Here is a 22,463-nt window from a genome sequence, read left to right on the forward strand (position 1 = left end):
TTAGGTAATAAATACAACTAGTATGCTAAAAAAAATATTTTTAACCAACAGCTTAGGGATTTTATGCTCTAGGATTTTTGGCTTTTTACGGGATTTGATGATGGCCAATATTCTAGGGGCTGGGGTGTATAGCGATATTTTCTTTGTGGCTTTCAAATTGCCTAATTTATTCAGGCGTATTTTTGCGGAGGGCTCTTTTTCACAAAGCTTTTTACCAAGCTTCATACGGAGTTCCATTAAAGGGAGCTTTGCGAGTTTGGTGGGGCTTATTTTTTGTGGCGTTTTACTGGTATGGTGCTTATTGGTGGCATTAAATCCCTTATGGCTCACCAAACTCCTAGCTTACGGCTTTGATGGAGAAACGCTCAAACTATGCGCCCCTATTGTAGCGATCAATTTTTGGTATCTTTTATTGGTGTTTATTACCACTTTTTTAGGCGCGCTTTTACAATACAAACACAGCTTTTTTGCCAGCGCTTATAGCGCAAGCTTGCTCAATGTATGCATGATTTTAGCCCTTTTCATTTCCAAAGAAAAAACGCATTTAGAAGCGTTGTATTATTTGAGCTATGGCGTGCTTTTAGGAGGTGTGGCTCAAATTTTATTGCACTTTTACCCTTTAGTGAAATTGGGCTTATTGAATTTATTATTTAAAGGATTTTTGAGCTTTAAGACCAAAAACGCCGCCAAAAAAAAATACCGCTCTAAAAGGGTTAAAAGGGATTTGAAGGGGTTTTTTAAGCAATTCCTCCCCAGCGTTTTAGGCAATTCTAGCACTCAGATCGCTTCTTTTTTAGACACCACGATCGCCTCTTTTTTAGCGAGCGGGAGTGTGTCCTATTTGTATTACGCTAATAGAGTCTTCCAGCTCCCTTTAGCTTTATTTGCCATAGCCATATCCACAGCCCTTTTCCCTAGCATTGCGATCGCCATTAAAAACAATCAGCAGGATTTGATCTTACAACGCTTGCAAAAGGCGTGGTTTTTTTTGGTGGGGATTTTGCTTCTTTGCAGCATTGGGGGGATAATGTTAAGCAAAGAAATCACCGAGCTTTTATTTGAAAGGGGGCAATTTAGCCCTAAAGACACCCTAATCACTTCGCAAGTCTTTTCGCTCTATCTTTTAGGTTTGCTCCCTTTTGGGCTAACCAAACTCTTTTCTTTATGGCTTTATGCGAAATTAGAACAAAAAAAAGCGGCTAAAATCTCTTTAATTTCGCTTTTTTTAGGTTTAGCGGCTTCTTTGAGTTTAATGCCTTTGTTAGGGGTTTTGGGTTTAGCGTTAGCGAATAGCTTGAGCGGGTTATTTTTATTTGTTTTAACGATAAAAGCGTTTGGCTTTCAACCATTCTTGGGTATAATCAAGAATTTAAAATCATGGCTTGTAATCCTTTTCCTCGCTTGCGTGGAAATCTTATTACTCTTAGCGTTCAAATCGTGGGTTACACATTTATATTTATTTTATTATTTTCAAGGTTTTTAAATGTTTATTTATGATACCAAATTAAAACAAAAAGTCCCTTTTGAGTCTTTAGTTGAAAAAAAGGCGAATGTTTATGTGTGCGGGCCTACGGTGTATGATGACGCTCATTTAGGGCATGCCAGGAGCGCGATTGCTTTTGATTTGTTAAGGCGCACGCTTGAATTGAGCGGCTATGAAGTGGTGCTAGTAAGGAATTTCACCGATATTGACGATAAAATCATCAACAAAGCCTTAAAAGAAAACAAAAGCATTCAAGAATTAAGCAGTATTTATATTGAATCTTACACAAGGGATCTGAACGCTTTGAACGTGAAAAAACCCAGCCTAGAGCCTAAAGCGAGCGAGTATTTAGACGCTATGGTGCGCATGATTGAAACGCTTTTAGAAAAAAATATCGCTTATCAGGTCTCTAATGGGGATATTTATTTAGACACGAGCAAGGATAAAGATTACGGCTCTTTGAGCATGCATAATAGCAGTATTGAATTTGGCCGTATTGGTTTGGTGCAAGAAAAACGGCTTGATCAGGATTTTGTGTTATGGAAAAGCTATAAGGGGGATAATGATGTGGGCTTTGATAGCCCTTTAGGTAAGGGGCGCCCTGGCTGGCATATAGAATGCTCTAGCATGGTTTTTGAAACTTTAGCGCTCACTAACACCCCCTATCAAATTGATATTCATGCAGGCGGAGCGGATTTGTTATTCCCCCACCATGAAAATGAAGCGTGCCAAACCCGTTGCGCCTTTGGCGTGGAGCTTGCCAAATATTGGATGCATAATGGCTTTGTGAATATCAATAATGAAAAAATGTCTAAAAGTTTAGGGAATAGCTTTTTTGTTAAAGACGCCTTGAAAAACTATGATGGCGAAATTTTGCGTAATTACTTACTAGGGGTGCATTATCGCTCTGTTTTGAATTTCAATGAAGAAGACTTGTTAGTGAGTAAAAAACGCTTGGATAAAATCTATCGCTTAAAACAGCGCGTTTTAGGGACTCTTGGAGGAATAAATCCAAACTTTAAAAAAGAAATTTTAGAATGCATGCAAGATGATTTAAACGTTTCTAAAGCGTTGAGCGTTTTAGAAAGCATGCTTTCTTCCACTAATGAAAAACTGGATCAAAACCCCAAAAACAAGGCTTTGAAGGGCGAAATTTTAGCGAATTTGAAATTCATAGAAGAACTGCTTGGCATCGGGTTTAAAGACCCTAGCGCGTATTTCCAATTAGGCGTGAGTGAAAGCGAAAAACAAGAAATTGAAAACAAGATAGAAGAAAGAAAACACGCCAAAGCGCGAAAAGATTTTTTAAAAGCCGATAACATCAGAGAAGAGCTTTTGAAACAAAAAATCGCTTTGATGGACACCCCACAAGGCACGATTTGGGAGAAGCTTTTTTAAACGCCTCCAATTTTACCTTTTTACACATTCTAGCAACAATTTTCAACATTTTTGCTTTTTAAATCTTGTTGAGTTTTATGTTCATTTACTTTAATTTGATAAAAATTGAATATTGGTTGTAGATACTATATATTTATAGCCTTAATCGTAAATGCAACAGAAATTTTCTAGTCTAAAGTCGCACCCTTTGTGCAAAAATCGTTTTACAAGAAGAAAGGAAAAAAATGGAAATACAACAAACACACCGCAAAATCAATCGCCCTCTGGTTTCTCTTGCTTTAGTAGGAGCGTTAGTCAGCATCACACCGCAACAAAGTCATGCCGCCTTTTTCACAACCGTGATCATTCCAGCCATTGTTGGGGGGATCGCTACAGGCGCTGCTGTAGGAACGGTCTCAGGGCTTCTTAGCTGGGGGCTCAAACAAGCCGAAGAAGCCAATAAAACCCCAGATAAACCCGATAAAGTTTGGCGCATTCAAGCAGGAAGAGGCTTCAATAATTTTCCTCACAAGGAATACGACTTATACAAATCCCTTTTATCCAGTAAGATTGATGGAGGCTGGGATTGGGGGAATGCCGCTAGGCATTATTGGGTCAAAGGCGGGCAATGGAACAAGCTTGAAGTGGATATGAAAGACGCTGTAGGGACTTATAAACTTTCAGGCCTTATCAACTTTACTGGTGGGGATTTAGATGTCAATATGCAAAAAGCCACTTTGCGCTTGGGCCAATTCAATGGCAATTCTTTCACAAGCTATAAGGATAGTGCTGATCGCACCACGAGAGTGGATTTCAACGCTAAAAATATCTTAATTGATAATTTTTTAGAAATCAATAATCGTGTGGGTTCTGGAGCCGGGAGGAAAGCCAGCTCTACGGTTTTAACTTTGCAAGCTTCAGAAGGGATCACTAGCAGTAAAAACGCTGAAATTTCTCTTTATGATGGTGCCACGCTCAATTTGGCTTCAAGCAGTGTTAAATTAATGGGTAATGTGTGGATGGGCCGTTTGCAATACGTGGGAGCGTATCTGGCCCCTTCATACAGCACGATAAACACTTCAAAAGTGACAGGGGAAGTGAATTTTAACCATCTCACTGTGGGCGATCACAACGCTGCTCAAGCAGGCATTATCGCTAGTAACAAGACTCATATTGGCACATTGGATTTGTGGCAAAGCGCGGGGCTAAACATTATCGCCCCTCCAGAAGGCGGTTATAAGGATAAACCTAAGGATAAACCTAGTAACACCACGCAAAATAATGCTAACAACAACCAACAAAACAGCGCTCAAAACAATAATAACACTCAGGTCATTAACCCACCCAACAGCGCGCAAAAAACAGAAATTCAACCCACGCAAGTCATTAATGGGCCTTTTGCTGGCGGCAAAGACACGGTGGTCAATATCAACCGCATCAACACTAACGCTGATGGCACGATTAGAGTGGGAGGGTATAAAGCTTCTCTTACCACCAATGCGGCTCATTTGCATATCGGCAAAGGCGGTATCAATCTGTCCAATCAAGCGAGCGGGCGTTCTTTATTGGTGGAAAATCTAACCGGGAATATCACCGTTGATGGGCCTTTAAGAGTGAATAACCAAGTGGGTGGTTATGCTCTTGCAGGATCAAACGCGAATTTTGAGTTTAAGGCTGGCACGGATACCAAAAACGGCACAGCCACTTTTAATAACGATATTAGTTTGGGAAGATTTGTGAATTTAAAAGTGGATGCTCATACAGCTAATTTTAAAGGTATTGATACGGGTAATGGTGGTTTCAACACCTTGGATTTTAGTGGCGTTACAGACAAAGTCAATATCAACAAGCTCATCACAGCTTCCACTAATGTGGCCATTAAAAACTTCAACATTAATGAATTGTTGGTTAAGACCAATGGGGTGAGTGTGGGGGAATACACTCATTTTAGCGAAGATATAGGCAGTCAATCGCGCATCAACACCGTGCGTTTAGAAACTGGCACTAGGTCAATCTTTTCTGGGGGTGTCAAATTTAAAAGCGGCGAAAAATTGGTTATAGATGAGTTTTACTATAGCCCTTGGAATTATTTTGACGCTAGGAATATTAAAAATGTTGAAATCACCAGAAAATTCGCTTCTTCAACCCCAGAAAACCCTTGGGGCACATCAAAACTCATGTTTAATAATCTAACCCTGGGTCAAAATGCGGTCATGGACTATAGTCAATTTTCAAATTTAACCATTCAGGGGGATTTTATCAACAATCAAGGCACTATCAACTATCTGGTCCGAGGCGGGAAAGTGGCAACCTTAAATGTAGGCAATGCAGCAGCTATGATGTTTAATAATGATATAGACAGCGCGACCGGATTTTACAAACCGCTCATCAAGATTAACAGCGCTCAAGATCTCATTAAAAATACAGAGCATGTTTTATTGAAAGCGAAAATCATTGGTTATGGTAATGTTTCTACAGGTACCAATGGCATTAGTAATGTTAATCTAGAAGAGCAATTCAAAGAGCGCCTAGCCCTTTATAACAACAATAACCGCATGGATACTTGTGTGGTGCGAAATACTGATGACATTAAAGCATGCGGTATGGCTATCGGCAATCAAAGCATGGTGAACAACCCTGACAATTACAAGTATCTTATCGGTAAAGCATGGAAAAATATAGGCATCAGTAAAACGGCTAACGGCTCTAAAATTTCGGTGTATTATTTAGGCAATTCTACGCCTACTGAGAATGGTGGCAATACCACCAACTTACCCACAAACACCACTAATAATGCGCGTTCTGCTAACTACGCTCTCGTGAAGAACGCTCCTTTCGCTCACAGCGCCACTCCTAATTTAGTCGCTATCAATCAGCATGATTTTGGCACTATTGAGAGCGTGTTTGAATTGGCTAACCGCTCTAAAGATATTGACACGCTTTATACTCATTCAGGTGCAAAAGGTAGGGATCTCTTGCAAACCTTATTGATTGATAGCCATGATGCGGGTTACGCTAGACAAATGATTGATAACACAAGCACCGGTGAAATCACCAAGCAATTGAATGCGGCCACTACCACTTTAAACAACATAGCCAGTTTAGAGCATAAAACCAGCAGCTTACAAACCTTGAGCTTGAGCAATGCGATGATTTTAAATTCTCGTTTAGTCAATCTCTCCAGGAAGCACACCAACAATATTGACTCGTTCGCTAAGCGCTTACAAGCTTTAAAAGATCAAAGATTCGCTTCTTTAGAAAGCGCGGCGGAAGTGTTGTATCAATTTGCCCCTAAATATGAAAAACCTACCAATGTTTGGGCTAACGCTATTGGGGGAGCGAGCTTGAATAATGGTTCTAACGCTTCATTGTATGGCACAAGTGCGGGCGTAGATGCTTACCTTAACGGGCAAGTGGAAGCTATTGTGGGCGGTTTTGGAAGCTATGGTTATAGTTCTTTTAGTAATCGTGCGAACTCTCTTAACTCTGGGGCCAATAACACTAATTTTGGCGTGTATAGCCGTATCTTTGCTAATCAGCACGAATTTGACTTTGAAGCTCAAGGGGCGCTAGGGAGTGATCAATCAAGCTTGAATTTCAAAAGTGCTTTATTGCAAGATTTGAATCAAAGCTATAATTACTTAGCCTATAGCGCTGCAACAAGAGCGAGCTATGGTTATGACTTTGCGTTTTTTAAGAACGCTTTAGTGTTAAAACCAAGCGTGGGCGTGAGCTATAACCATTTAGGTTCAACCAACTTTAAAAGCAACAGCACTAATAAAGTGGCTTTGAGTAATGGCTCTAGCAGTCAGCATCTATTCAACGCTAGCGCTAATGTGGAAGCGCGCTATTATTATGGAGACACTTCATACTTCTATATGAACGCTGGAGTTTTACAAGAATTTGCTAACTTTGGTTCTAGCAATGCGGTGTCTTTAAACACCTTTAAAGTGAATGCCGCTCGCAACCCTTTAAATACCCATGCCAGAGTGATGATGGGTGGGGAATTGCAATTAGCTAAAGAAGTGTTTTTGAATTTGGGCTTTGTTTATTTGCACAATTTGATTTCCAATATAGGCCATTTCGCTTCCAATTTAGGAATGAGGTATAGTTTCTAAATACCGCTCTTAATACCGCTCTTAAACCCATGCTCAAAGCATGGGTTTGAAATCTTACAAAACATTAACCCCTACAACGCATACACGACAAGCTTGTTGTCATGCCAGATCGCTTCTAAGGGCGTGTCATAGAGCGCGCTTAAATTGTGTGAAGTCATAGCGATTGGCGTGGAAGCTTGTAAAAAAAGTTTTTTATCTTTGAGCATGACCACATGCGTGGAGTGCCTAGCAACCAAATTCGGGTCATGGATATTGACTAAAACGCTCAATTCTCGTTTTTTCATCTCATCTTTAATCGCATCAAAAAAAAGGGCTTGGTTTTTTAAATCTAACGCGCTCGTAGGCTCATCTAATAACAATAAAGGCGTTCTTTGCAACAAGCTTCTGGCTAAAAGCACCATTTGCCTTTGACCGCCGGACAAATCGTTAATGCCTTGATCTTTTAAGGATTCTAAATCCAAGCGCTCTAAAACGCTAGTGGCTTCTTTAATGTGCTTGGCTTTAGGCATAGCGAATAGATTCAAATGCGTCGCTTTCCCCATTAAGACAAAATCCAACACGCTGAAATTAAACGCATAATATTCCACTTGGGGGATATAAGCGATTAGTTTGGCTTTTTCATAAGGCTTTAAGGGTAAAATATCTTTGTTACACGCTTTAATTTCGGTTTCTTCTAAAGGCTTTAAAAGCCCTAAAAGGCATTTTAAAAGCGTGGTTTTACCCGAGCCATTAGGCGCTAAAATGCTGGTGATGCTGTTTTTTGGCACGCTAAAACTCAATTTGTCTAAAATGAGTTTTTGAGAATATTTAAAGGACAGGTTTTTAACTTCTAAGACCATCACACCCCCCTAGTTCTAAACAAAAGCCACAAGAAGAAAGGCGCTCCTAAAACGCTTGTCGCAATGCCTACCGGTAAATCATAGGGGGTAATGGTTTTAGCCACCACATCCGCTAAAAGCAAGAAAAACGCCCCCATTAACAAAGAGCTTAAAAGCAGTTTTTGTAAATTCGCCCCAAAAAACAACCTAGCCACATGCGGAATGACTAACCCAATCCAGCCAATCGTGCCAGACACGCTCACCGCTAAAGCGCTCGCCACGCTCACGCACACCAAACAAAGCGATCGCAATAACACCGGGTTAATCCCCAAACTCAAACTTTGTGCATCGCTCAAGCTCAATAAATTAATGCGCCACCTTAACAAAAAAAGCGGGATAAAGCCCAAAGATAGCCCTATGAAAGCGATCAAGCAATCCTTATAACTGCTTAAAGACAAGCTCCCTAAAAGCCACACGACAATCGCTTGCGCTTTTTGGGGGATCACAAAGAATTTTATCGCTCCGGCAAGTGCACTTAAAAACGCGCTCAACACCACCCCTGAAAGCACCAACGAAAGGACGGAATTGCCTAAAACCCTATTCATCGCCAAAACAGCAAGGCTGGCTAAAATCGCCCCAAAAAACGCTAAAATCGCAATATTAGACTCCACTACCGCTATCGCCATCGCCACGCCTAGCATCGCCCCGCTAGAAATCCCTAGTAAAAAAGGATCCACTAAGGGGTTTCTAAAAATCGTTTGCATCACCACCCCACTCCCGGACAAACTCGCCCCCACTAGGAGCGCTAAGATCACTCGTGGTAGTCGTATTTCTAAAATAATAACACTTAAAGAGCTCAGTTCTTCATTGTGTAAAAAGTGGTTTTTCACGTTAAGGCACACTTCTTGCCATTCTTCCAAACTCAAGGACTCCCCCCCAAACAACAGCACCACCACCGCTAAAATCACGCAAGCTAAGGCGATATGATAGGTTTTAAGCATCACGCTTCCTTTTAAGAACGATTAATCTGAACAAAGAATCATACCAACTACTCGGGAGGATTTGATACAACGCTAACAACAATTGGGTTTTTAAGCCGATCAAATAGCGGGCCTTGATTTTGTGACTCATACTAAGAAAAACGATTTTTTGCGCCACGGCTTTAGCGCTTAGGGCTTTTTGATACACGCTCGCGTAAAAAGTTTTAGCCGCATCCATCTCTAAGGCATAAAGGCCGTTTTCGTTCTCAAAATTCTCAACTGAAAAAGCGGTTTTTTCCCAGTTGCTTTTCACCGGGCCTGGCTCAATCAAACACACTTGAATGTTAAAGGGTTTAAGCTCTAAACGCAAGGCATCGCTATAGGCCTCTAAGGCATGCTTACTCGCGCTGTAATGGCCTAAAAAGAGCATGCTCACACGCCCTGCTATGGAAGAAAGATTGAAAATCTTAGAGTAGGGCTTGTTTTTTAATAAGGGCAAACAAAACTGCACCACTTCACAAAGGGCGAAAAAATTCACGCTAAATTGCTTTTTAACCTCTTCAATAGGCGTGTCTTCTACGCTCCCAAACACCCCATAACCAGCAGAATTGATCAAAACATCGCAATGATCTTCTTTAGTGCTAATGTTTAAAAACGCTTCTTTCAAAGCGTTAGAATCGCTCACATCAATATCAATGCTCTCGCATAACGCATGGTTTAACGCCACGCACAAAGTCGCATGCCTAGAGAGCGCATAGACTTTATACCCTTGATCTAACAACATTAACGCGCACTCTAACCCAATCCCAGAACTCGCCCCAGTGATAACCGCCACCTTTTGGCTTTCTTTTTTCTCGCCCATTATCTAACGCTAACCCTCTTATTATTTTTAAAATTCCTCTAATATTCACTCAATATTACTTAATTTTTACTAATATATAGTTCTTGGAATGTTTTTTACAAAAAACATTTTTAACACCAATTTTAATTAAGGAGAAGCAATGCCTCAAATACAATCATCGCATTCCAATCATTTTGATTTCACTATAGACACAGCGGATCGCACTAAATTATTGATGAGCTATTTAGTCGTGCCTACAACCGCTAATTTCAACAATGTCATGCATGGGGGGGAATTATTGAATTTATTGGATAAAGTGGCTTATGTGTGCTCAACTCGTTATTGCGCTAAAGGAACGGTCACTTTAAGCGTGGATGGGGTTACTTTTAAATACCCTATTCCTGTAGGGAATTTGCTCACTTTTTTAGCCAGCATCAATTATGTGGGCAACACCTCGTGCGAAGTGGGGATTAAGGTTTTGAGCGAAGACATTAAGACTCGTGAAATCACGCACACCAATTCATGTTATTTCACGATGGTGGCTGTGGAAAATGGCAGACCCACCCCCATGCCTAAATACGAGCCTAAAACAGAGGTTGAAATCCGCCGTTATGAAGGGGCTTTGAAGCGCAAGGAAATGCGCACACGAGGGTATTTGAAAAGCGGGAAACACGAGGGTGTGTGAAGCGAAAAAAGCGTAAGCGGTGTTTTAACCCTAAATTTTACCCCTAAAAAAGGGGGATAGTTGGTTGAGCGGTTGGTTTAAAACAGCGTGCTATGGCTGCCTAACCTTACTAAAAAGAGGGTGTTTTCTTGTTTTTTAATTTGATAGACAAGCAATAAATCCGGTTTTTAAGTGGCATTCCCTAAAATCTTTTATAAAGTGCCTTTGAGCGGATGGTCTTTGTATTTGGGAGCTAGGGGTTGCTCTTTGGCTAAATTTTCAACCACTTTATACAAAAGCTTTAAATCAAACCCGTTTTTAACAAGAATTTTAAGATCCTTATCAAATTTTTTTACTGGTTTCAATCATCAGCATTTTTAAATCTTAAATTTTCACAATGTTTTTTAAAATCCTCTACGCTTTTAAAACAAAGGTGGTTTTTTGTATCTTTAGCCCTTGCTAAGATTTCTCGCTCTTCTTCTATGATGTATCCGTTTTCGGTTAAATGGAGTGCTTTTTTGATTCTTTGTTTTTGAGCTTGGATTTCTTTCAATTTTTCTAACGCTCTTTTTTGTTTGGTCTTGATAGAATTTAAAAAATTAAAAAGCTGTTTTTCGCTGTATTGGGTGTAGTCTTTTTCTGCGGTGGTGTTAGGCATGCTTATTCCTTTTTTAAAAATACCAGCTCATTATAGCGCAAGCGATTTGGTTTAAGCGTTTAAGGGGTTTGGGTGGGTTAAAACAACTCGCTATGACTGCCTAACCTTAACAAAAAACAAGTTCATCATCTTCCACTAAATAAACAAGCAAAATGTCGGCTTTAATATGGCATTCCCTAAAAGGTTTCCACTTTCCCTTTAAGGCATGATCTTGAAATTGTGGGGGTAGTGGTTCTTTCTTTCTTAGAATGACTTCATTCAAAACGCTATCATCAAACCCATTCAAAAGTAATTTATCAAAATCTTTTTGAAAAGATTTTTTAAGGTTGAGTTTTAACACCTAACGCTCTTTTTCTTTCATCGCTATAACTAGAAAAATCCTCAACAATCAAATCGGTTTCTTTGTTGAGCGCATCTCTCATGGCTTGTTGCGTTTGAATGTTTGGGATCTTGCGCCCCAAACAGCAATCTCTTTTATCATCAAAAGCTTGGCTGATTTTTTGCAAGAGTCCATTTAATGCGTCTATTTTATCCTTAAAGTTTTGATCCCTTTTTTCCAATTCTTTAGCCATTTTTTCTTTAAAAGAAACTCTATCATTTTGCATCTTTTTGATTTTTCGCTCTAATTGATGGATTAAATTAAAAAGCTGTTTTTCGCTGTATTTTGTGTAGTCTTTTTTGGCGGTGGTGTTAGGCATGCTTATTCCTTTTTTAAAAATACCAGCTCATTATAGCGCAAGCGATAGAGTGGGATTAAAAAGGTTAGAAAAATAAAAACTCAAAGATTAAAAAAGCAGATGAAAAATCAGTGAAAAACTTAAAGATTAAAAACTTAAAGATTAAAAACTTAAAGATTAAAAACTTAAAGATTAAAAGCGGAGGGAGAAATCAATGAAAAATCAGTGAAAAAGATTAAACCCCCCAAAAAAAGCACTTTTTAAAAACTATCGCTTAAATTAGTATCAAGTTTTCCACTAAATAATCACTAAAAACGCTAAAAAGGATTTTTTCATTTTTAAAACTATCGCTTGCTTTTGGCAAGCTCTTTTATCATTGGTTATAAAAAATACTAAAAAAGATTTTTCATCAAACCACCCCAAAAAAACAAAGTGTTTAAGAAAAGAGAGTTTAAGAAAAGAAATCTCTCAATAAGAAGCCCCCTAAAACAAAGGGTTCAAAACAAGAAACCCCCTAAAAAAAAGAGGATTTAAGAGAGGGGGTTCAAAAGAAAAAAGATTTTTCATTAAAATCCCCCAAAAAGAAAGAGGGTTCAAAAACAAAGAGAATTCAAAAACAAAGGCTTCAAAAGAAACCCCCCAAAAAAAGAGTTTAAAAGAAACCCCTTAAAAAGGGAGTTTCACAAAGGGTTTTTAGCTTCTAGTAAGCGAACACATAATTCAAATACACGCTATAAAGCCTTCTGTATTTGAGTTCAGCTCCCATAAAGGAATAGTAATTGGTGTTGATGGTGGGGATTTTCACGCCTAACTCAATCCCATGCTGAGCCGCATGATCGCTGCCTTTTTTCTTGGATCTGGCTAAATTCATCCTCACTCCCATGTTGAATAAGAATTGGAAGTTCGCCACGTTCATTTTAGCGTTATAGACATTATTCACGGTGGCTAAATTCACGTATTCAGAATTAAGCCATGAAGTGCCCGCTAACGCAATCCCGCCAAAAAGCCCCACGGAAAGCTTGTTGTTCTTGCCTAAGAAATTGGTGGCTTTATCGTTGATGAAATTATAGAGAGCGTCCGCTCCAAAACCATAAGTCCACACGTCAGAAGCCGAGTTGAAGAAGCTGGATTTGATGAACGCATGGTTGTAATCAAAAAAGCCGTAATACCTAGCGCCCCATTTTCTTTTTTGCCCAAAGAATTGCTTGTAACCCACTTGAATACCGATCCCATTCATGGCACCATTGTTGGTTTGAGAACCGACGATGCCCACTTTCCTAAAGGGATTACGCCCTAATTCTTGGTTGATGGTTTGGATTTGGTTGTAAGAATTTTGATTCAAGTAGTAATTGGTTTCTATGCCTTGCGGGCTATAGGGGTTATTCTTTTTTCCCACCACGTTTTGCAAGCTTGAGCCGTTAGGGACTTTGGAGAGCGCAGTAGTGATGCTGTTATAGGTGTTGCCCAATTCGCTGTATCTAGATCTGAAATTCACCAAAGTGTCAGCGATGTTTTCGGCTTGCTGTATCTGCTGCTCTTGAGTGCCAAAATGAGCGATGCTGTTGGTTAAATTCGTTATGGTTTCTTGCACATACGCACAACCGGCCCCCCAAGTGTTAGAAGTTACCTGACCTGGATTGGTGCCCCTACGCTCACCCCCTTGCACTTCATAACACACCCCTAAAGAGTCTGATACAAAATTTTTAGGGATTTTTTCAAAGTTTTTCACCACTTGTTCGGCTTGGTTTAAAATCTCTGCTTGGGCTTGAGCGTTTTTGAGCATGCTTTGCGCAAAGCTAGCGTCCGTGTAAGGGTTGAATGGCTTTCCAGTATCCAAGTTGTTTTGATTTTGCGCGTTTTCACTAACGATTTTACTTTGCGCGACAGCTTCTTGAGCGTTAGCGATCATGCCTTGGATCGCGCTGATTTCATTCTTAAACATCCCACACATTGTCCCATTGCCGCTTATCCCTTGCCAATAACCGCTACCACCATTCTGAAAGTTTGGGCATGCCTCATTTAAGGTAGTGATAATGATGCTCGCTTGTTTTAACAACTCTTGAGCGTTATTTTCTGTGTTGATACTTTCTGAGGTGCTTGTTTGTGTTCCTCCATTCCACGAGGTTGAAATAGCTTTCCCATGGCTCCATGGGTATATTAATGGTTCATTTGGTTTGCCCCCCGTTCTTTTGTCTCCATTGATAGTGAAATCAAGTTTTGTAGTGGTGTTGCTTAAAACGGGGACCCCATCTCCATTAGATCCATTGGCTGTCAAAGCCTTTTGGATGATTTGATAGGCTTGATTGATTTTCGCATAGTTTGCAGTGGATATAGGCCCGCCATGTCCTGGTTGATAATACGAATTGCAAGTGATGGTCGTCGTATTTTGTCCTGGCACATTATTAAAAGTTTGGATACCTCCATTCGCGCTCTCGTTACTGCCAGGACCACAAGCAGTAAAAGCGTAGCTTGTAACTTGCCACAACCCCACTGCAGCATTCAGTGCTAAAAGCACGGCTTGATAAGCCGGTGAGTTGGTTTTGACATCAAGCAAATTCCTAGAGCTTGAGCCTAGATTATCCCTTGCGTCGTTAATCGCACTCGGATCAGCGGACAATTTGATAAGGGTGTTTAGGGTGCTGTAATTATTCAAAAGATTGTTCAGCTTTTCATAATTGTCTGAAAGCTGTTGGATGCCTTTGGTGTTTGTTACCATTTGAGCGGCTTCACCGATCTGATAGCCTACGCTTGTGTAAAAGCCGTCGTCTTCAGCGTGGAGCAAAAACGAGAGAGAGAGAGAGAGAGTAAAAGGGTTTTTTTCATGTTTTTTCTCCTTTTTGGATTAAATTGGATTAGTATTAGGGATTTTATACATTAGAATACATTTGCATTAGAATGCATTTGCTATTAGAATGTATTTGGAGTATTATAGCATAAAGCGTTTTTTTTTTTTTTTGTCATTTGGGGAAAATTTTGTGATTTTTTTACTTTTGATGCTTTTTGTTTCATTTGGTGGTAGTGTGGTGATGTGATTTGAAAGATTGGTTGCGGAGAATGGATTTGAACCACTGACCTTTGGGTTATGAGCCCAACGAGCTACCGGACTGCTCTACTCCGCGCCAAAAAATAAGGAAAAATGGCTGGGGTGCAAGGATTCGAACCTCGGAATGCCAGGACCAAAACCTGGTGCCTTACCGCTTGGCGACACCCCAACAAAATTAAAAGAAGCATTATACAAAAGCTTTTTAAAAAAGTCAAGCTAAAAACGCTATAATTTTATCATGGAAAATGGATTTGACCCCCTCATTTATAAACGCTATTTGAAAAAGAAAGAAACCTTTTTGCTGTTTAAAAAAATCGCTCAAGCCTCTGCGTTTAAAAATTTAAAGCTCCAACTCAAGCGAAGAGAGGTAATCAAGCGCTATGTTTCTCAAGCTTTGGGGGATTTAAAGAAAGGATTTAGATACGCTAAAGTAGAACACCAAATCCTAAAAATCTATTTCACGCACCCAAGTTTCTTGAAAGCCTTTAAGATAGAAGAAGACTATTACACCAACCACTTGAAAGCCCATTTAAAAGAAACGCAAAAAATCCTAAAAGCTTTAAATTACCCTTTTGATTTTAAAACTATCCAAGCGAGCGTGAGAAAAAGGGCGTATCAAAAACCAGTTGTTAAAAAAGAAAAACCCCCTAAAAGCGTGAATGTCAATTGCGAAGGTTTGAGCGATTTCACTAAAAAGCAATTTCTAAAGCTCAAACGCGCTTGTAACGATAATACGCCGCGCACGCCCCCTCAGAGCTGACCATGCAACTGCCGATCGGGTTTTGCGGGGTGCAAGTTGTAGCGAACAATGAGCAGTCTAGGGGTTTAGCGATGCCTTTTAAAATTTCCCCACACTTGCATGCCTTGTTTTCTTTAGAGGTTTTGTGGCTTAAGTGTTCTTTAAAGACTTTTTCAGCGTCATAAGAAGCGAACGCTTCTTTGAGCTTTAGGGCGGAATGTTTGATATTCCCTAACCCTCTCCATTCAAAATTTTCCCTAACTTCCATGCACGCATTGACTAACACTTGCGCTTTCACATTCCCCCCATAGCTCACCGCTCTTTTGTATTGGATTTCTAGCTTGGCTTCTTTGTTTAAGGCTTGTTTAAGAAGCATCAGCACGCTTTCTAATATATCCACCGGCTCAAAACCGCTCACGATAATGGGGATTTTGAAGCGATCCACTAAAGGAGCATAGATTTGAGCGCCGCTGATCACGCTCACATGGCTAGGGGCTAAAAGGGCGTTAATCTGGCATGCTGGATCTTTTAAAATCGCGCTCACGCTGGGAGGCACTAAAATGTGGTTGGTGTGGAAAAAAAGGTTGTTGATTTTTTCTTTTTTGGCGTTCAGTAAAACGCTCGCTGTCATGGGCGTGGTGGTTTCAAAACCGATCGCAATGTAGATGACTTTTTTATGCGGGTTTTCTTTAGCGATCTCTAAAGCTTGCATGGGCGAATACAAAAAGCGCGCATCTAGCCCCTTTTCTCTGGCTTGTATCAAACTCCCATAGCTCCCGGGGACTTTCATCATATCCCCTAAACTCAAAACAATGCTATCTTTGATAGTGGCTAACTCATAAGCTTCATCAAGGCGCGCTCTTGGCATCACGCATACCGGGCAGCCCGGCCCATGCACAAACTCTAAATTGTTAGGCATCAAATCCAAAAGCCCGTATTTCATGATCGAATGCGTATGCCCTCCGCACACTTCCATGATGACTAATTTTTTTTCAAGTTTGGAAGCGAGTTTTTTGATTGCATTAGAGAGCGCTAAAAGGGTTCGCTTGTCTCTAAAGGGCGAAATGAGATGATCAACGCTCATTGTTATTATTGCGTTTCGTTCATTTTGGCGATCATTTCTTGATAAAGCTCAATGGATTCTAGGGCTTCTTTTTCATCAATCTTGCTCATCACATAGCCGATGTGGAGCAGCACGTAATCGCCCACTTTAACGGACTCGCCCATTAAATCCAAGCTCGCCTCTCTTTGAACGCCCAAAGTCTCTAAGAGCGCCACATTATCGTTAATGGCTATGACTTTAGAGGGGATCGCTAGACACATTAAAACGAATGCGTGGACTGGTAATTTTCACGCTTTTTTTCTAAAAGGAAGTTTTTAAAATCTTCCAAACTTTTAGGATCTTTGGAACTCATTAAAAAAATAGGCGCTTCAGGCTTTAATTTTTGCATGTCTTCTTTGACTTGAGAAACCCTGAAATTAAACACTTCAATCATATCCGCTTTACTGATAATTACCGCATCCGCACACATGAACATCGTGGGGTATTTTAGCACCTTATCATCGCCCTCTGGGACGGAGAGTAAAACGATATTCATCGCCGCCCCTAGATTATAGCTTGAGGGGCAAACCAGATTCCCCACGTTTTCAATGATTAAGAAATCGCTTTTTTCTAACGCTCCCTCATCTTTTAATAAATCAAACGCCCCCTCAATCATGCTCGCTTCCAAATGGCACGCTTCGCCGGTGGTGATCTGGTGTGCGCTCACGCCTTTTTTACGCAATCTGTCCGCATCTCTGTTGGTTTGCAAATCGCCCTCTACCACGCAAAACTTAAAGTCTTTAAAATCCGCTAGATTTTCTAGCATCGTGGTTTTACCGCTGCCAGGAGAGCTCATGAAATTTAACACATACAGCCCTTCTTTGAGATAGCGCTCTTTCATTTCAGCGGCTTTAATGTCGTTCTTGCTCAAAATCTTTTCCACGATTTTGACGTCTTTTTTACTCAAATTAGGGTTATTTTGTAAAGATTCTTTTCGTTGTTCGCTCATGCTTTTCCTTTCTTTTAAAATTTTCGTATTGTAGCGTGCTTAATTAAACAACTATGATTTAACCACTTCTTTTATCTTCTTGGCTGATTTTTTGTAGATCAAAAATATGCTTTACCCTAACCCCTTATCGTCGCTGTCGTTTTTATCTTTTAACACTAATTTAATGATCCTCCATATGATGATTAATAAAATGATGGTTAAAAGCAAATACCAAACATTGATAAAAACGGCTTTCATCATTTGATTTTCCTTATTTTTTACTCAAAGACAATCTGATAACGCTATTTTCTAAAGCGTCCAAACGATGCGAAACTTGGGCTTCTAGGCTGATTAACGCTCCCTTTGGCATTTCTATTTTTTCATCTCCCACTTCAAAAACGATTTTGCCCTCTAAAACCTGCACGCTGATAGCTCCCGGGGCCTTGTGTTTGTCCATGATCGCTCCCTTGGGCATGCAAATGCGGATTTCCTTATTGGAAGAATTTTCACTCAACGCTTCAATGTGGAGCTTTTCAAAATGAACGCCCTCTAAAAAATTAACCATTCTCATTAAACAACCTTTATTTTAATTTTTCTACTATTTCTTTCGCTTGTAAAGCGATTTCTAACTCTTCATCAGTAGGGATTCGTAAAACCTTAACCTTAGCGTCAGGCTGGCTCAAATCCACTAATCCGTTGCCCGGATTGTCGTTGGTGGGCTTACATAAAGCGATCCCTAAATTTCTAATCCTTCACACACGCTCTCTCTTAAAGCCGAGTAGTTTTCCCCTAATCCCCCTGTAAAGAGGATCGCATCTACTTTTTTTAAGACCACCATGTAAGCCCCAATATACTTTTTAATGCGATAAGCGCACATTTCAAAAGCGAGTTTGGCTTGTTTATCGCCTTTTTGCTTTCTGGCTTCTATGTTTCTCATTATCCCCACAAATGCCTTTCAAACCGCTTTCATGGTTTAACATTTTCATCACTTCTTCTAAGCTCTTGTTCGCACATTGCGCAGTATATTCCACCACAGTGGGGTCAATATCCCCACACCTTGTGCCCATAATCAAGCCTTCTAATGGGGTTAGCCCCATAGAAGTGTCCACGCTTTTACCCTTTTGAATGGCTGTTGCGCTTGAGCCGTTCCCTAAATGCAAACTGATAGCGGTGAAGCACCCAAACGCTAAAGCGATTGGGCTTCCTCGGCTGATGTTGCCCATAGGGAAAGTTTGGTTCTCACTTTGTGTCCCTAATCATAGGGATTTTACAGAGTTTGATCTCCAACGCATTCCCTACAGGTCTCACACATCATATCTCCAAAGGCGTAACTTTGCGTACTTCCTACGCTAGATACAAATGTATGGAGATATTATACTACAAATTAGCAGCATTCATCCCAAACACTAAAGATGTTTGGGATTTCTGCTTGGGTGGTTTAAAAAGCCCGCTCGCATGATCTTTAATCACAAGCTTTTCTTTAAGTTCTTGATCGTTATGGTGTAAATGCGATTTGATTTTCAACTGCCCTATTTCTTCGCCGATTTTTTCGGCCAAACCGCTCGCTAAGGGCTTATTTTCTTTCATGTCAAACAATTTAAACTTAATAGACGAACTGCCCAGATTCAAAACTAAAATTTCCATCAATTCCTCCTAGTCAATTAATCTTGCGCTTGAAGGGCGCTAATCAAAACGGTGTTGATAATAACTTCCACTAAAGCGCCCCCTACTCAAATCGTTAATGGGCTTGTTCAAACCTTGTAAGATAGGCCCTATCGCCACGGCTTTAGCGCTCCGTTGCACCGCTTTATAAGCGATATTCCCAGCGTTTAAATCCGGGAAAATAAAAACGCTAGCTTGCCCGGCCACTTGGCTGTTAGGCATTTTTTTCTTCACTACGCTTTTATCAATGGAAGCGTCAAATTGTAAAGGGCCATCAATTTCTAATTGTGGATCTAACTTTTGAGCGATTGTTAGGGCTTCGTTGATTTTGTCTATCATTTCGCCTTGAGCGGAATTGCCTGTCGCATAAGAGAGTAAGGCCACTTTAGGTGCGATATTGAGTTGCTTAGCGCTTTGTGCAGAAGTGATAGCGATCTCAGCTAATTCTTTAGGGCTAGGGTTAGGGATAATCGCGCAATCCCCAAAAACCAACACTTGAGTGTCTAAACACATTAAAAACACGCTTGAAACCAAGCTCACGCCGGGTTTGGTTTTGATGATTTGTAAAGCGGGTCTAATGGTCTCAGCTGTGATTCACCCCAGAAACCATGGCATGCGCATAACCTGAATGCACGAGCATGGTCGCAAAATAAGTCTTATCCAACACTAATTGTTCAGCTTCTTGCTCACTCAAGCCCTTTGATTTTCGTAATTCATACAAACTATTAGCAAATTCTTCTCTATAATGAGAAGTGCTAGGATCAATGATTTCTACATTTTCTAAATTCAAGTTCAAATTTTTCGAATTAATGGCTTCTTTATCGCCCAATAAAATCAATCCCACCGCGCCCATAGCGTTCAAACGATGCGCGGCTTTTAAAATCCTTTCATCTTCGCTCTCGGGTAAAACCACTTTTTTAATCTGTTTTTTAGCCTTTTTTTCCAAACCCATTTGAAAAGCTAAAGGGGTAATAATCTCGCTTTTTATTTGCAACACGCTTTCTATCAGATCCGCTTCTAATGAGACGCGCTTAAAAAATTGGGTTTTTCATGCATTTCGCCCGCAAATAACCCTACAGCGAAAGGGGCTTCTTTTTTAATGATATGAGAATGCATGGCTTTCAAATATTCCAAACTCGTTTGCGCGACAGCCACAACAGGAGCGTTTAAATGCTTGGCTAAAGTGGTGTTTAAATCTAAAAGAGCGTTTAAGAAAAACTTCGGCGCATACCCTAAACTAATGACAAAATCATGCGTGGTTTGTAATTCATCATAGCGTTTGAGAATCGTTTCAAATAGTAACTCTTCTTGAGCAGCGCTCGCAAACTCTAAAGCCTTTTGTTTGTCTATGGCGCTATGAAACTCTAAAGAGTTCAAGCCATAGCGCTCCCAAAAACCCTCACGCCCCCCATCAATGGGCGAAAACAATGCGATTTTTTGATAGCGTGGCTTTAGCGCTTTTAAAAGGCTCTTACAAGCAACCCCTAAAACTTCTGTATCCTCTGGGTAAATCCATAAACCTTGCATGCCAATCTCCCTAAAATTATCGTTTTTACTTAATTGTAGCGAAATTTAATTAAACCTAAACGAAACCATAGTTTTAAAAATCTCTGTTCTCATTAAGCGCGAATAACGACAACTTTTATTTTTAAAAAATGGGGTTTTTCGTTTTAAAAAACACCTTTAGCATTTTTAGATTTGATCATGCATCTTAAGGAACTCTTTTTGCTTAACTCACACCATGTAAAATAAAAGAGTTGTTTTAAAGGATAACCATGCCATCTCCTATTAATCCCATTCACACCAACGCAAGCGCCAACGCAAGCACTTTAATAAATAGCGGAGCGAAAAACGAAGACACCAAAAACGCCCCTAAAAGCGCATCAAAAGATTTCAGTAAGATCTTAAACCAAAAGATCTCTAAAGACAAAACCGCCCCTAAAGAAAATCCTAACGCATTAAAAGCCGCACCCAAAGACTCTAAAGAGAGCACTAAAGAGGACGCTAAAGCGCTTGAAAAAACCCCTACCCCACACCACCAACACGCTCAAAATCCCGCCAAAGACCAACAAGCCCCTACCCTAAAAGATTGGCTCAACCACAAAAAAACAACAGCCCCACATGAGGCTCAACATGAAACCCATGAGGCTAATGAAACTAACCCCAAAACCCCTAACGAAACTTTAAACAAGAATGAAAAAAAGCCTAACGAAGTTATCTCTAACGCTCATCAAATAAATTTAACTAATAAAAACCCCATAACCCCCACCAACCACGCTAATAACGCTATCAAAAAACCCACAGCCCCAACCCATAACGCTAAAGAGTCAAAAACCCTTAAAGACATCCAAACGCTCAGCCAAAAACATGACTTAAACGCCAGCAACATTCAAGCGACCACAACTCCAGAAAATAAAACCCCCTTAAATGCGAGCGATCATCTTGCTTTGAAAACAACGCAAACGCCCACTAACCACACCCTTGCAAAGAACGACGCTAAAAACACCGCCAACCTTTCTAGCGTTTTGCAATCCTTAGAAAAAAAAGAATCGCACAATAAAGAACACGCAAACCCCCAAAATAACGAAAAAAAAACGCCCCCTTTAAAGGAAGCTTTACCAATGAACGCTATTAAAAGGGATAAAACGCTTTCTAAAAAAAAGTCAGAAAAAACCCCTACTAAAGCCCAAACTACAGCCCCAAGCACAACGCCAGAAAACGCCCCTAAAATCCCTCTTAAAACGCCCCCTTTAATGCCTTTAATAGGAGCTAACCCCCCTAACGATAACCCTCCAACGCCATTAGAAAAAGAAGAAACAACTAAAGAAGCAAGCGATAATAAAGAAAAAACTAAAGAATCCACTAACAACGCTCAAAGCGCGCAAAACGCCCAAGCTAGCGATAAGACAAGCGAGAATAAAAGCACTGCCCCTAAAGAGACGATCAAGCATTTCACCCAACAATTAAAGCAAGAAATCCAAGAATACAAACCCCCCATGAGCAGGATCTCTATGGATTTATTCCCTAAGGAATTGGGCAAGGTTGAAGTGATTATTCAAAAAGTGGGTAAAAACCTTAAAGTGAGCGTGATTTCTCACAACAACAGCCTACAAACCTTTTTAGACAACCAACAAGATCTCAAAAACAGCCTGAACGCTTTAGGCTTTGAAGGGGTAGATTTGAGCTTTTCGCAAGATTCTTCTAAAGAGCAACCCAAAGAGTCATTCAAAGAGCAGGAATTAACCCCCTTAAAAGAAAACGCCCTAAAAAGCTACCAAGAGAATACGGACCATGAAAACAAAGAAACGAGCATGCAAATCACTCTTTATGCGTGATTTTAAGCGAGTTTGCTCTATAATAAGACATCTTTAAT

16 protein-coding genes, 2 tRNA genes and 5 pseudogenes are annotated in these 22,463 nt (G+C 40.2%); 6 read left to right on the plus strand and 17 right to left on the minus strand.

The annotated features are described in order from the left end of the window. The first annotated feature begins 22 nt into the window (after positions 1-22). From murJ to vacA, 3 genes are all read left to right on the plus strand, one after another. On the plus strand, positions 23-1,483 hold the full coding sequence (murJ, locus tag DQL14_RS05600) for a murein biosynthesis integral membrane protein MurJ (protein ID WP_108169037.1): 1,461 nt from the start codon (positions 23-25) through the stop codon (positions 1,481-1,483). Then, complete coding sequence (gene cysS / locus DQL14_RS05605) at positions 1,484-2,881, plus strand: cysteine--tRNA ligase (RefSeq protein WP_108169038.1); 1,398 nt, start codon at positions 1,484-1,486, stop codon at positions 2,879-2,881. A 224-nt stretch (positions 2,882-3,105) separates the two neighbouring features. Beyond that, complete coding sequence (gene vacA, locus DQL14_RS05610) at positions 3,106-6,978, plus strand: autotransporter vacuolating cytotoxin VacA (protein ID WP_108169039.1); 3,873 nt, start codon at positions 3,106-3,108, stop codon at positions 6,976-6,978. Between the two features lie 71 nt (positions 6,979-7,049). Here the strand turns inward: vacA and DQL14_RS05615 are convergent, their stop codons facing one another. From DQL14_RS05615 to DQL14_RS05625, 3 genes are read right to left on the minus strand one after another with little or no spacing between them, the layout of a single operon-like run. Beyond that, positions 7,050-7,817 (minus strand): ABC transporter ATP-binding protein, encoded by a 768-nt coding sequence (locus DQL14_RS05615; protein ID WP_000242349.1) that lies wholly within the window; start codon positions 7,815-7,817, stop codon positions 7,050-7,052. Next, a complete protein-coding gene (locus tag DQL14_RS05620; protein ID WP_000921461.1) occupies positions 7,817-8,797 on the minus strand; it encodes a FecCD family ABC transporter permease in 981 nt (326 codons plus the stop codon). Before DQL14_RS05620 ends, DQL14_RS05615 begins: the two co-directional genes overlap by 1 nt. Further along, positions 8,790-9,638 carry an SDR family oxidoreductase gene (locus tag DQL14_RS05625; protein ID WP_108169040.1) on the minus strand — a complete coding sequence of 283 codons (849 nt, stop codon included), beginning with the start codon at positions 9,636-9,638 and terminating at the stop codon, positions 8,790-8,792. The genes DQL14_RS05620 and DQL14_RS05625 overlap by 8 nt, the downstream gene beginning before the upstream one ends. A 139-nt stretch (positions 9,639-9,777) precedes the next feature. Here DQL14_RS05625 and DQL14_RS05630 point away from each other — a divergent pair, with 139 nt between their 5' ends. Further along, complete coding sequence (locus tag DQL14_RS05630; protein WP_108169041.1) at positions 9,778-10,302, plus strand: acyl-CoA thioesterase; 525 nt, start codon at positions 9,778-9,780, stop codon at positions 10,300-10,302. 77 nt (positions 10,303-10,379) lie between these two features. Here DQL14_RS05630 and DQL14_RS05635 read toward each other — a convergent pair. The 7 genes and pseudogenes from DQL14_RS05635 to DQL14_RS05665 form a co-directional block, all read right to left on the minus strand. Beyond that, positions 10,380-10,646: pseudogene (locus DQL14_RS05635) on the minus strand (HP0892 family type II toxin-antitoxin system mRNA interferase toxin). Then, a complete protein-coding gene (locus DQL14_RS05640) occupies positions 10,643-10,939 on the minus strand; it encodes a hypothetical protein (protein ID WP_108169042.1) in 297 nt (98 codons plus the stop codon). The pseudogene DQL14_RS05635 and the gene DQL14_RS05640 overlap by 4 nt, the downstream one beginning before the upstream one ends. Positions 10,940-11,016: 77 nt before the next feature. Beyond that, positions 11,017-11,279 (minus strand): annotated as a pseudogene (locus tag DQL14_RS05645) (HP0894 family type II toxin-antitoxin system mRNA interferase toxin). Further along, complete coding sequence (locus tag DQL14_RS05650) at positions 11,260-11,637, minus strand: type II toxin-antitoxin system HP0895 family antitoxin (RefSeq protein ID WP_108169043.1); 378 nt, start codon at positions 11,635-11,637, stop codon at positions 11,260-11,262. Before DQL14_RS05650 ends, DQL14_RS05645 begins: the two are co-directional and overlap by 20 nt. A 679-nt stretch (positions 11,638-12,316) precedes the next feature. Then, positions 12,317-14,439, minus strand: a pseudogene (gene babB, locus DQL14_RS05655) (Hop family adhesin BabB). A gap of 219 nt (positions 14,440-14,658) precedes the next feature. Further along, positions 14,659-14,735, minus strand: a tRNA-Met gene (locus DQL14_RS05660). A gap of 18 nt (positions 14,736-14,753) precedes the next feature. Then, positions 14,754-14,828, minus strand: a tRNA-Gln gene (locus tag DQL14_RS05665). A gap of 69 nt (positions 14,829-14,897) precedes the next feature. On the opposite strand from DQL14_RS05665, the gene DQL14_RS05670 reads away from it, so the two are divergent. Further along, entirely contained in the window at positions 14,898-15,419 is a 522-nt protein-coding gene (locus tag DQL14_RS05670; RefSeq protein ID WP_108169045.1) for a hypothetical protein, read from the plus strand. On the opposite strand, the gene hypD is transcribed toward DQL14_RS05670, so the two are convergent. From hypD to pta, 7 genes and pseudogenes are all read right to left on the minus strand, one after another. Further along, entirely contained in the window at positions 15,370-16,482 is a 1,113-nt protein-coding gene (gene hypD / locus DQL14_RS05675; RefSeq protein WP_108169046.1) for a hydrogenase formation protein HypD, read from the minus strand. The two genes, DQL14_RS05670 and hypD, sit on opposite strands and share 50 nt — an antisense overlap. 5 nt (positions 16,483-16,487) lie before the next feature. Continuing rightward, positions 16,488-16,721 (minus strand): HypC/HybG/HupF family hydrogenase formation chaperone, encoded by a 234-nt coding sequence (locus tag DQL14_RS05680; RefSeq protein ID WP_000335462.1) that lies wholly within the window; start codon positions 16,719-16,721, stop codon positions 16,488-16,490. Continuing rightward, entirely contained in the window at positions 16,721-17,449 is a 729-nt protein-coding gene (hypB, locus tag DQL14_RS05685; protein WP_000003589.1) for a hydrogenase nickel incorporation protein HypB, read from the minus strand. Before hypB ends, DQL14_RS05680 begins: the two co-directional genes overlap by 1 nt. 111 nt (positions 17,450-17,560) lie before the next feature. Further along, the gene (locus DQL14_RS08780; RefSeq protein ID WP_000973846.1) at positions 17,561-17,689 is read right to left on the minus strand and encodes a hypothetical protein; all 129 of its coding nucleotides are present in this window, start codon (positions 17,687-17,689) and stop codon (positions 17,561-17,563) included. A gap of 10 nt (positions 17,690-17,699) precedes the next feature. Continuing rightward, positions 17,700-17,999, minus strand: a complete 300-nt coding sequence (locus tag DQL14_RS05695; protein ID WP_108169047.1) for a cupin domain-containing protein — start codon at positions 17,997-17,999, stop codon at positions 17,700-17,702. A gap of 10 nt (positions 18,000-18,009) precedes the next feature. Further along, positions 18,010-19,072, minus strand: a pseudogene (locus DQL14_RS08895) (acetate kinase). A gap of 17 nt (positions 19,073-19,089) precedes the next feature. Then, positions 19,090-20,617 (minus strand): annotated as a pseudogene (pta, locus tag DQL14_RS08690) (phosphate acetyltransferase). Between the two features lie 248 nt (positions 20,618-20,865). Between pta and fliK the strand changes: the two are divergent. Next, complete coding sequence (gene fliK, locus DQL14_RS05725; protein WP_108169048.1) at positions 20,866-22,425, plus strand: flagellar hook-length control protein FliK; 1,560 nt, start codon at positions 20,866-20,868, stop codon at positions 22,423-22,425. Positions 22,426-22,463 lie beyond the last annotated feature (38 nt).

Origin of the sequence: Helicobacter pylori NCTC 11637 = CCUG 17874 = ATCC 43504 = JCM 12093, assembly GCF_900478295.1 — a bacterium.
GTDB classification, from domain to species: domain Bacteria; phylum Campylobacterota; class Campylobacteria; order Campylobacterales; family Helicobacteraceae; genus Helicobacter; species Helicobacter pylori.

Bases quoted from the DNA above. Each gene is read 5' to 3' on its own strand.
- DQL14_RS05670 (WP_108169045.1), top strand. From the start codon at position 14,898: ATGGAAAATGGATTTGACCCCCTCATTTATAAACGCTATTTGAAAAAG.
- DQL14_RS05640 (WP_108169042.1), bottom strand. From the start codon at position 10,939: ATGCCTAACACCACCGCAGAAAAAGACTACACCCAATACAGCGAAAAA.
- DQL14_RS05695 (WP_108169047.1), bottom strand. From the start codon at position 17,999: ATGAGAATGGTTAATTTTTTAGAGGGCGTTCATTTTGAAAAGCTCCAC.
- DQL14_RS05625 (WP_108169040.1), bottom strand. From the start codon at position 9,638: ATGGGCGAGAAAAAAGAAAGCCAAAAGGTGGCGGTTATCACTGGGGCG.
- DQL14_RS05680 (WP_000335462.1), bottom strand. From the start codon at position 16,721: ATGTGTCTAGCGATCCCCTCTAAAGTCATAGCCATTAACGATAATGTG.
- hypD (WP_108169046.1), bottom strand. From the start codon at position 16,482: ATGAGCGTTGATCATCTCATTTCGCCCTTTAGAGACAAGCGAACCCTT.
- DQL14_RS05615 (WP_000242349.1), bottom strand. From the start codon at position 7,817: ATGGTCTTAGAAGTTAAAAACCTGTCCTTTAAATATTCTCAAAAACTC.
- cysS (WP_108169038.1), top strand. From the start codon at position 1,484: ATGTTTATTTATGATACCAAATTAAAACAAAAAGTCCCTTTTGAGTCT.
- DQL14_RS05620 (WP_000921461.1), bottom strand. From the start codon at position 8,797: ATGCTTAAAACCTATCATATCGCCTTAGCTTGCGTGATTTTAGCGGTG.
- hypB (WP_000003589.1), bottom strand. From the start codon at position 17,449: ATGAGCGAACAACGAAAAGAATCTTTACAAAATAACCCTAATTTGAGT.
- DQL14_RS08780 (WP_000973846.1), bottom strand. From the start codon at position 17,689: ATGATGAAAGCCGTTTTTATCAATGTTTGGTATTTGCTTTTAACCATC.
- vacA (WP_108169039.1), top strand. From the start codon at position 3,106: ATGGAAATACAACAAACACACCGCAAAATCAATCGCCCTCTGGTTTCT.
- DQL14_RS05630 (WP_108169041.1), top strand. From the start codon at position 9,778: ATGCCTCAAATACAATCATCGCATTCCAATCATTTTGATTTCACTATA.
- murJ (WP_108169037.1), top strand. From the start codon at position 23: ATGCTAAAAAAAATATTTTTAACCAACAGCTTAGGGATTTTATGCTCT.
- fliK (WP_108169048.1), top strand. From the start codon at position 20,866: ATGCCATCTCCTATTAATCCCATTCACACCAACGCAAGCGCCAACGCA.
- DQL14_RS05650 (WP_108169043.1), bottom strand. From the start codon at position 11,637: ATGCCTAACACCACCGCCAAAAAAGACTACACAAAATACAGCGAAAAA.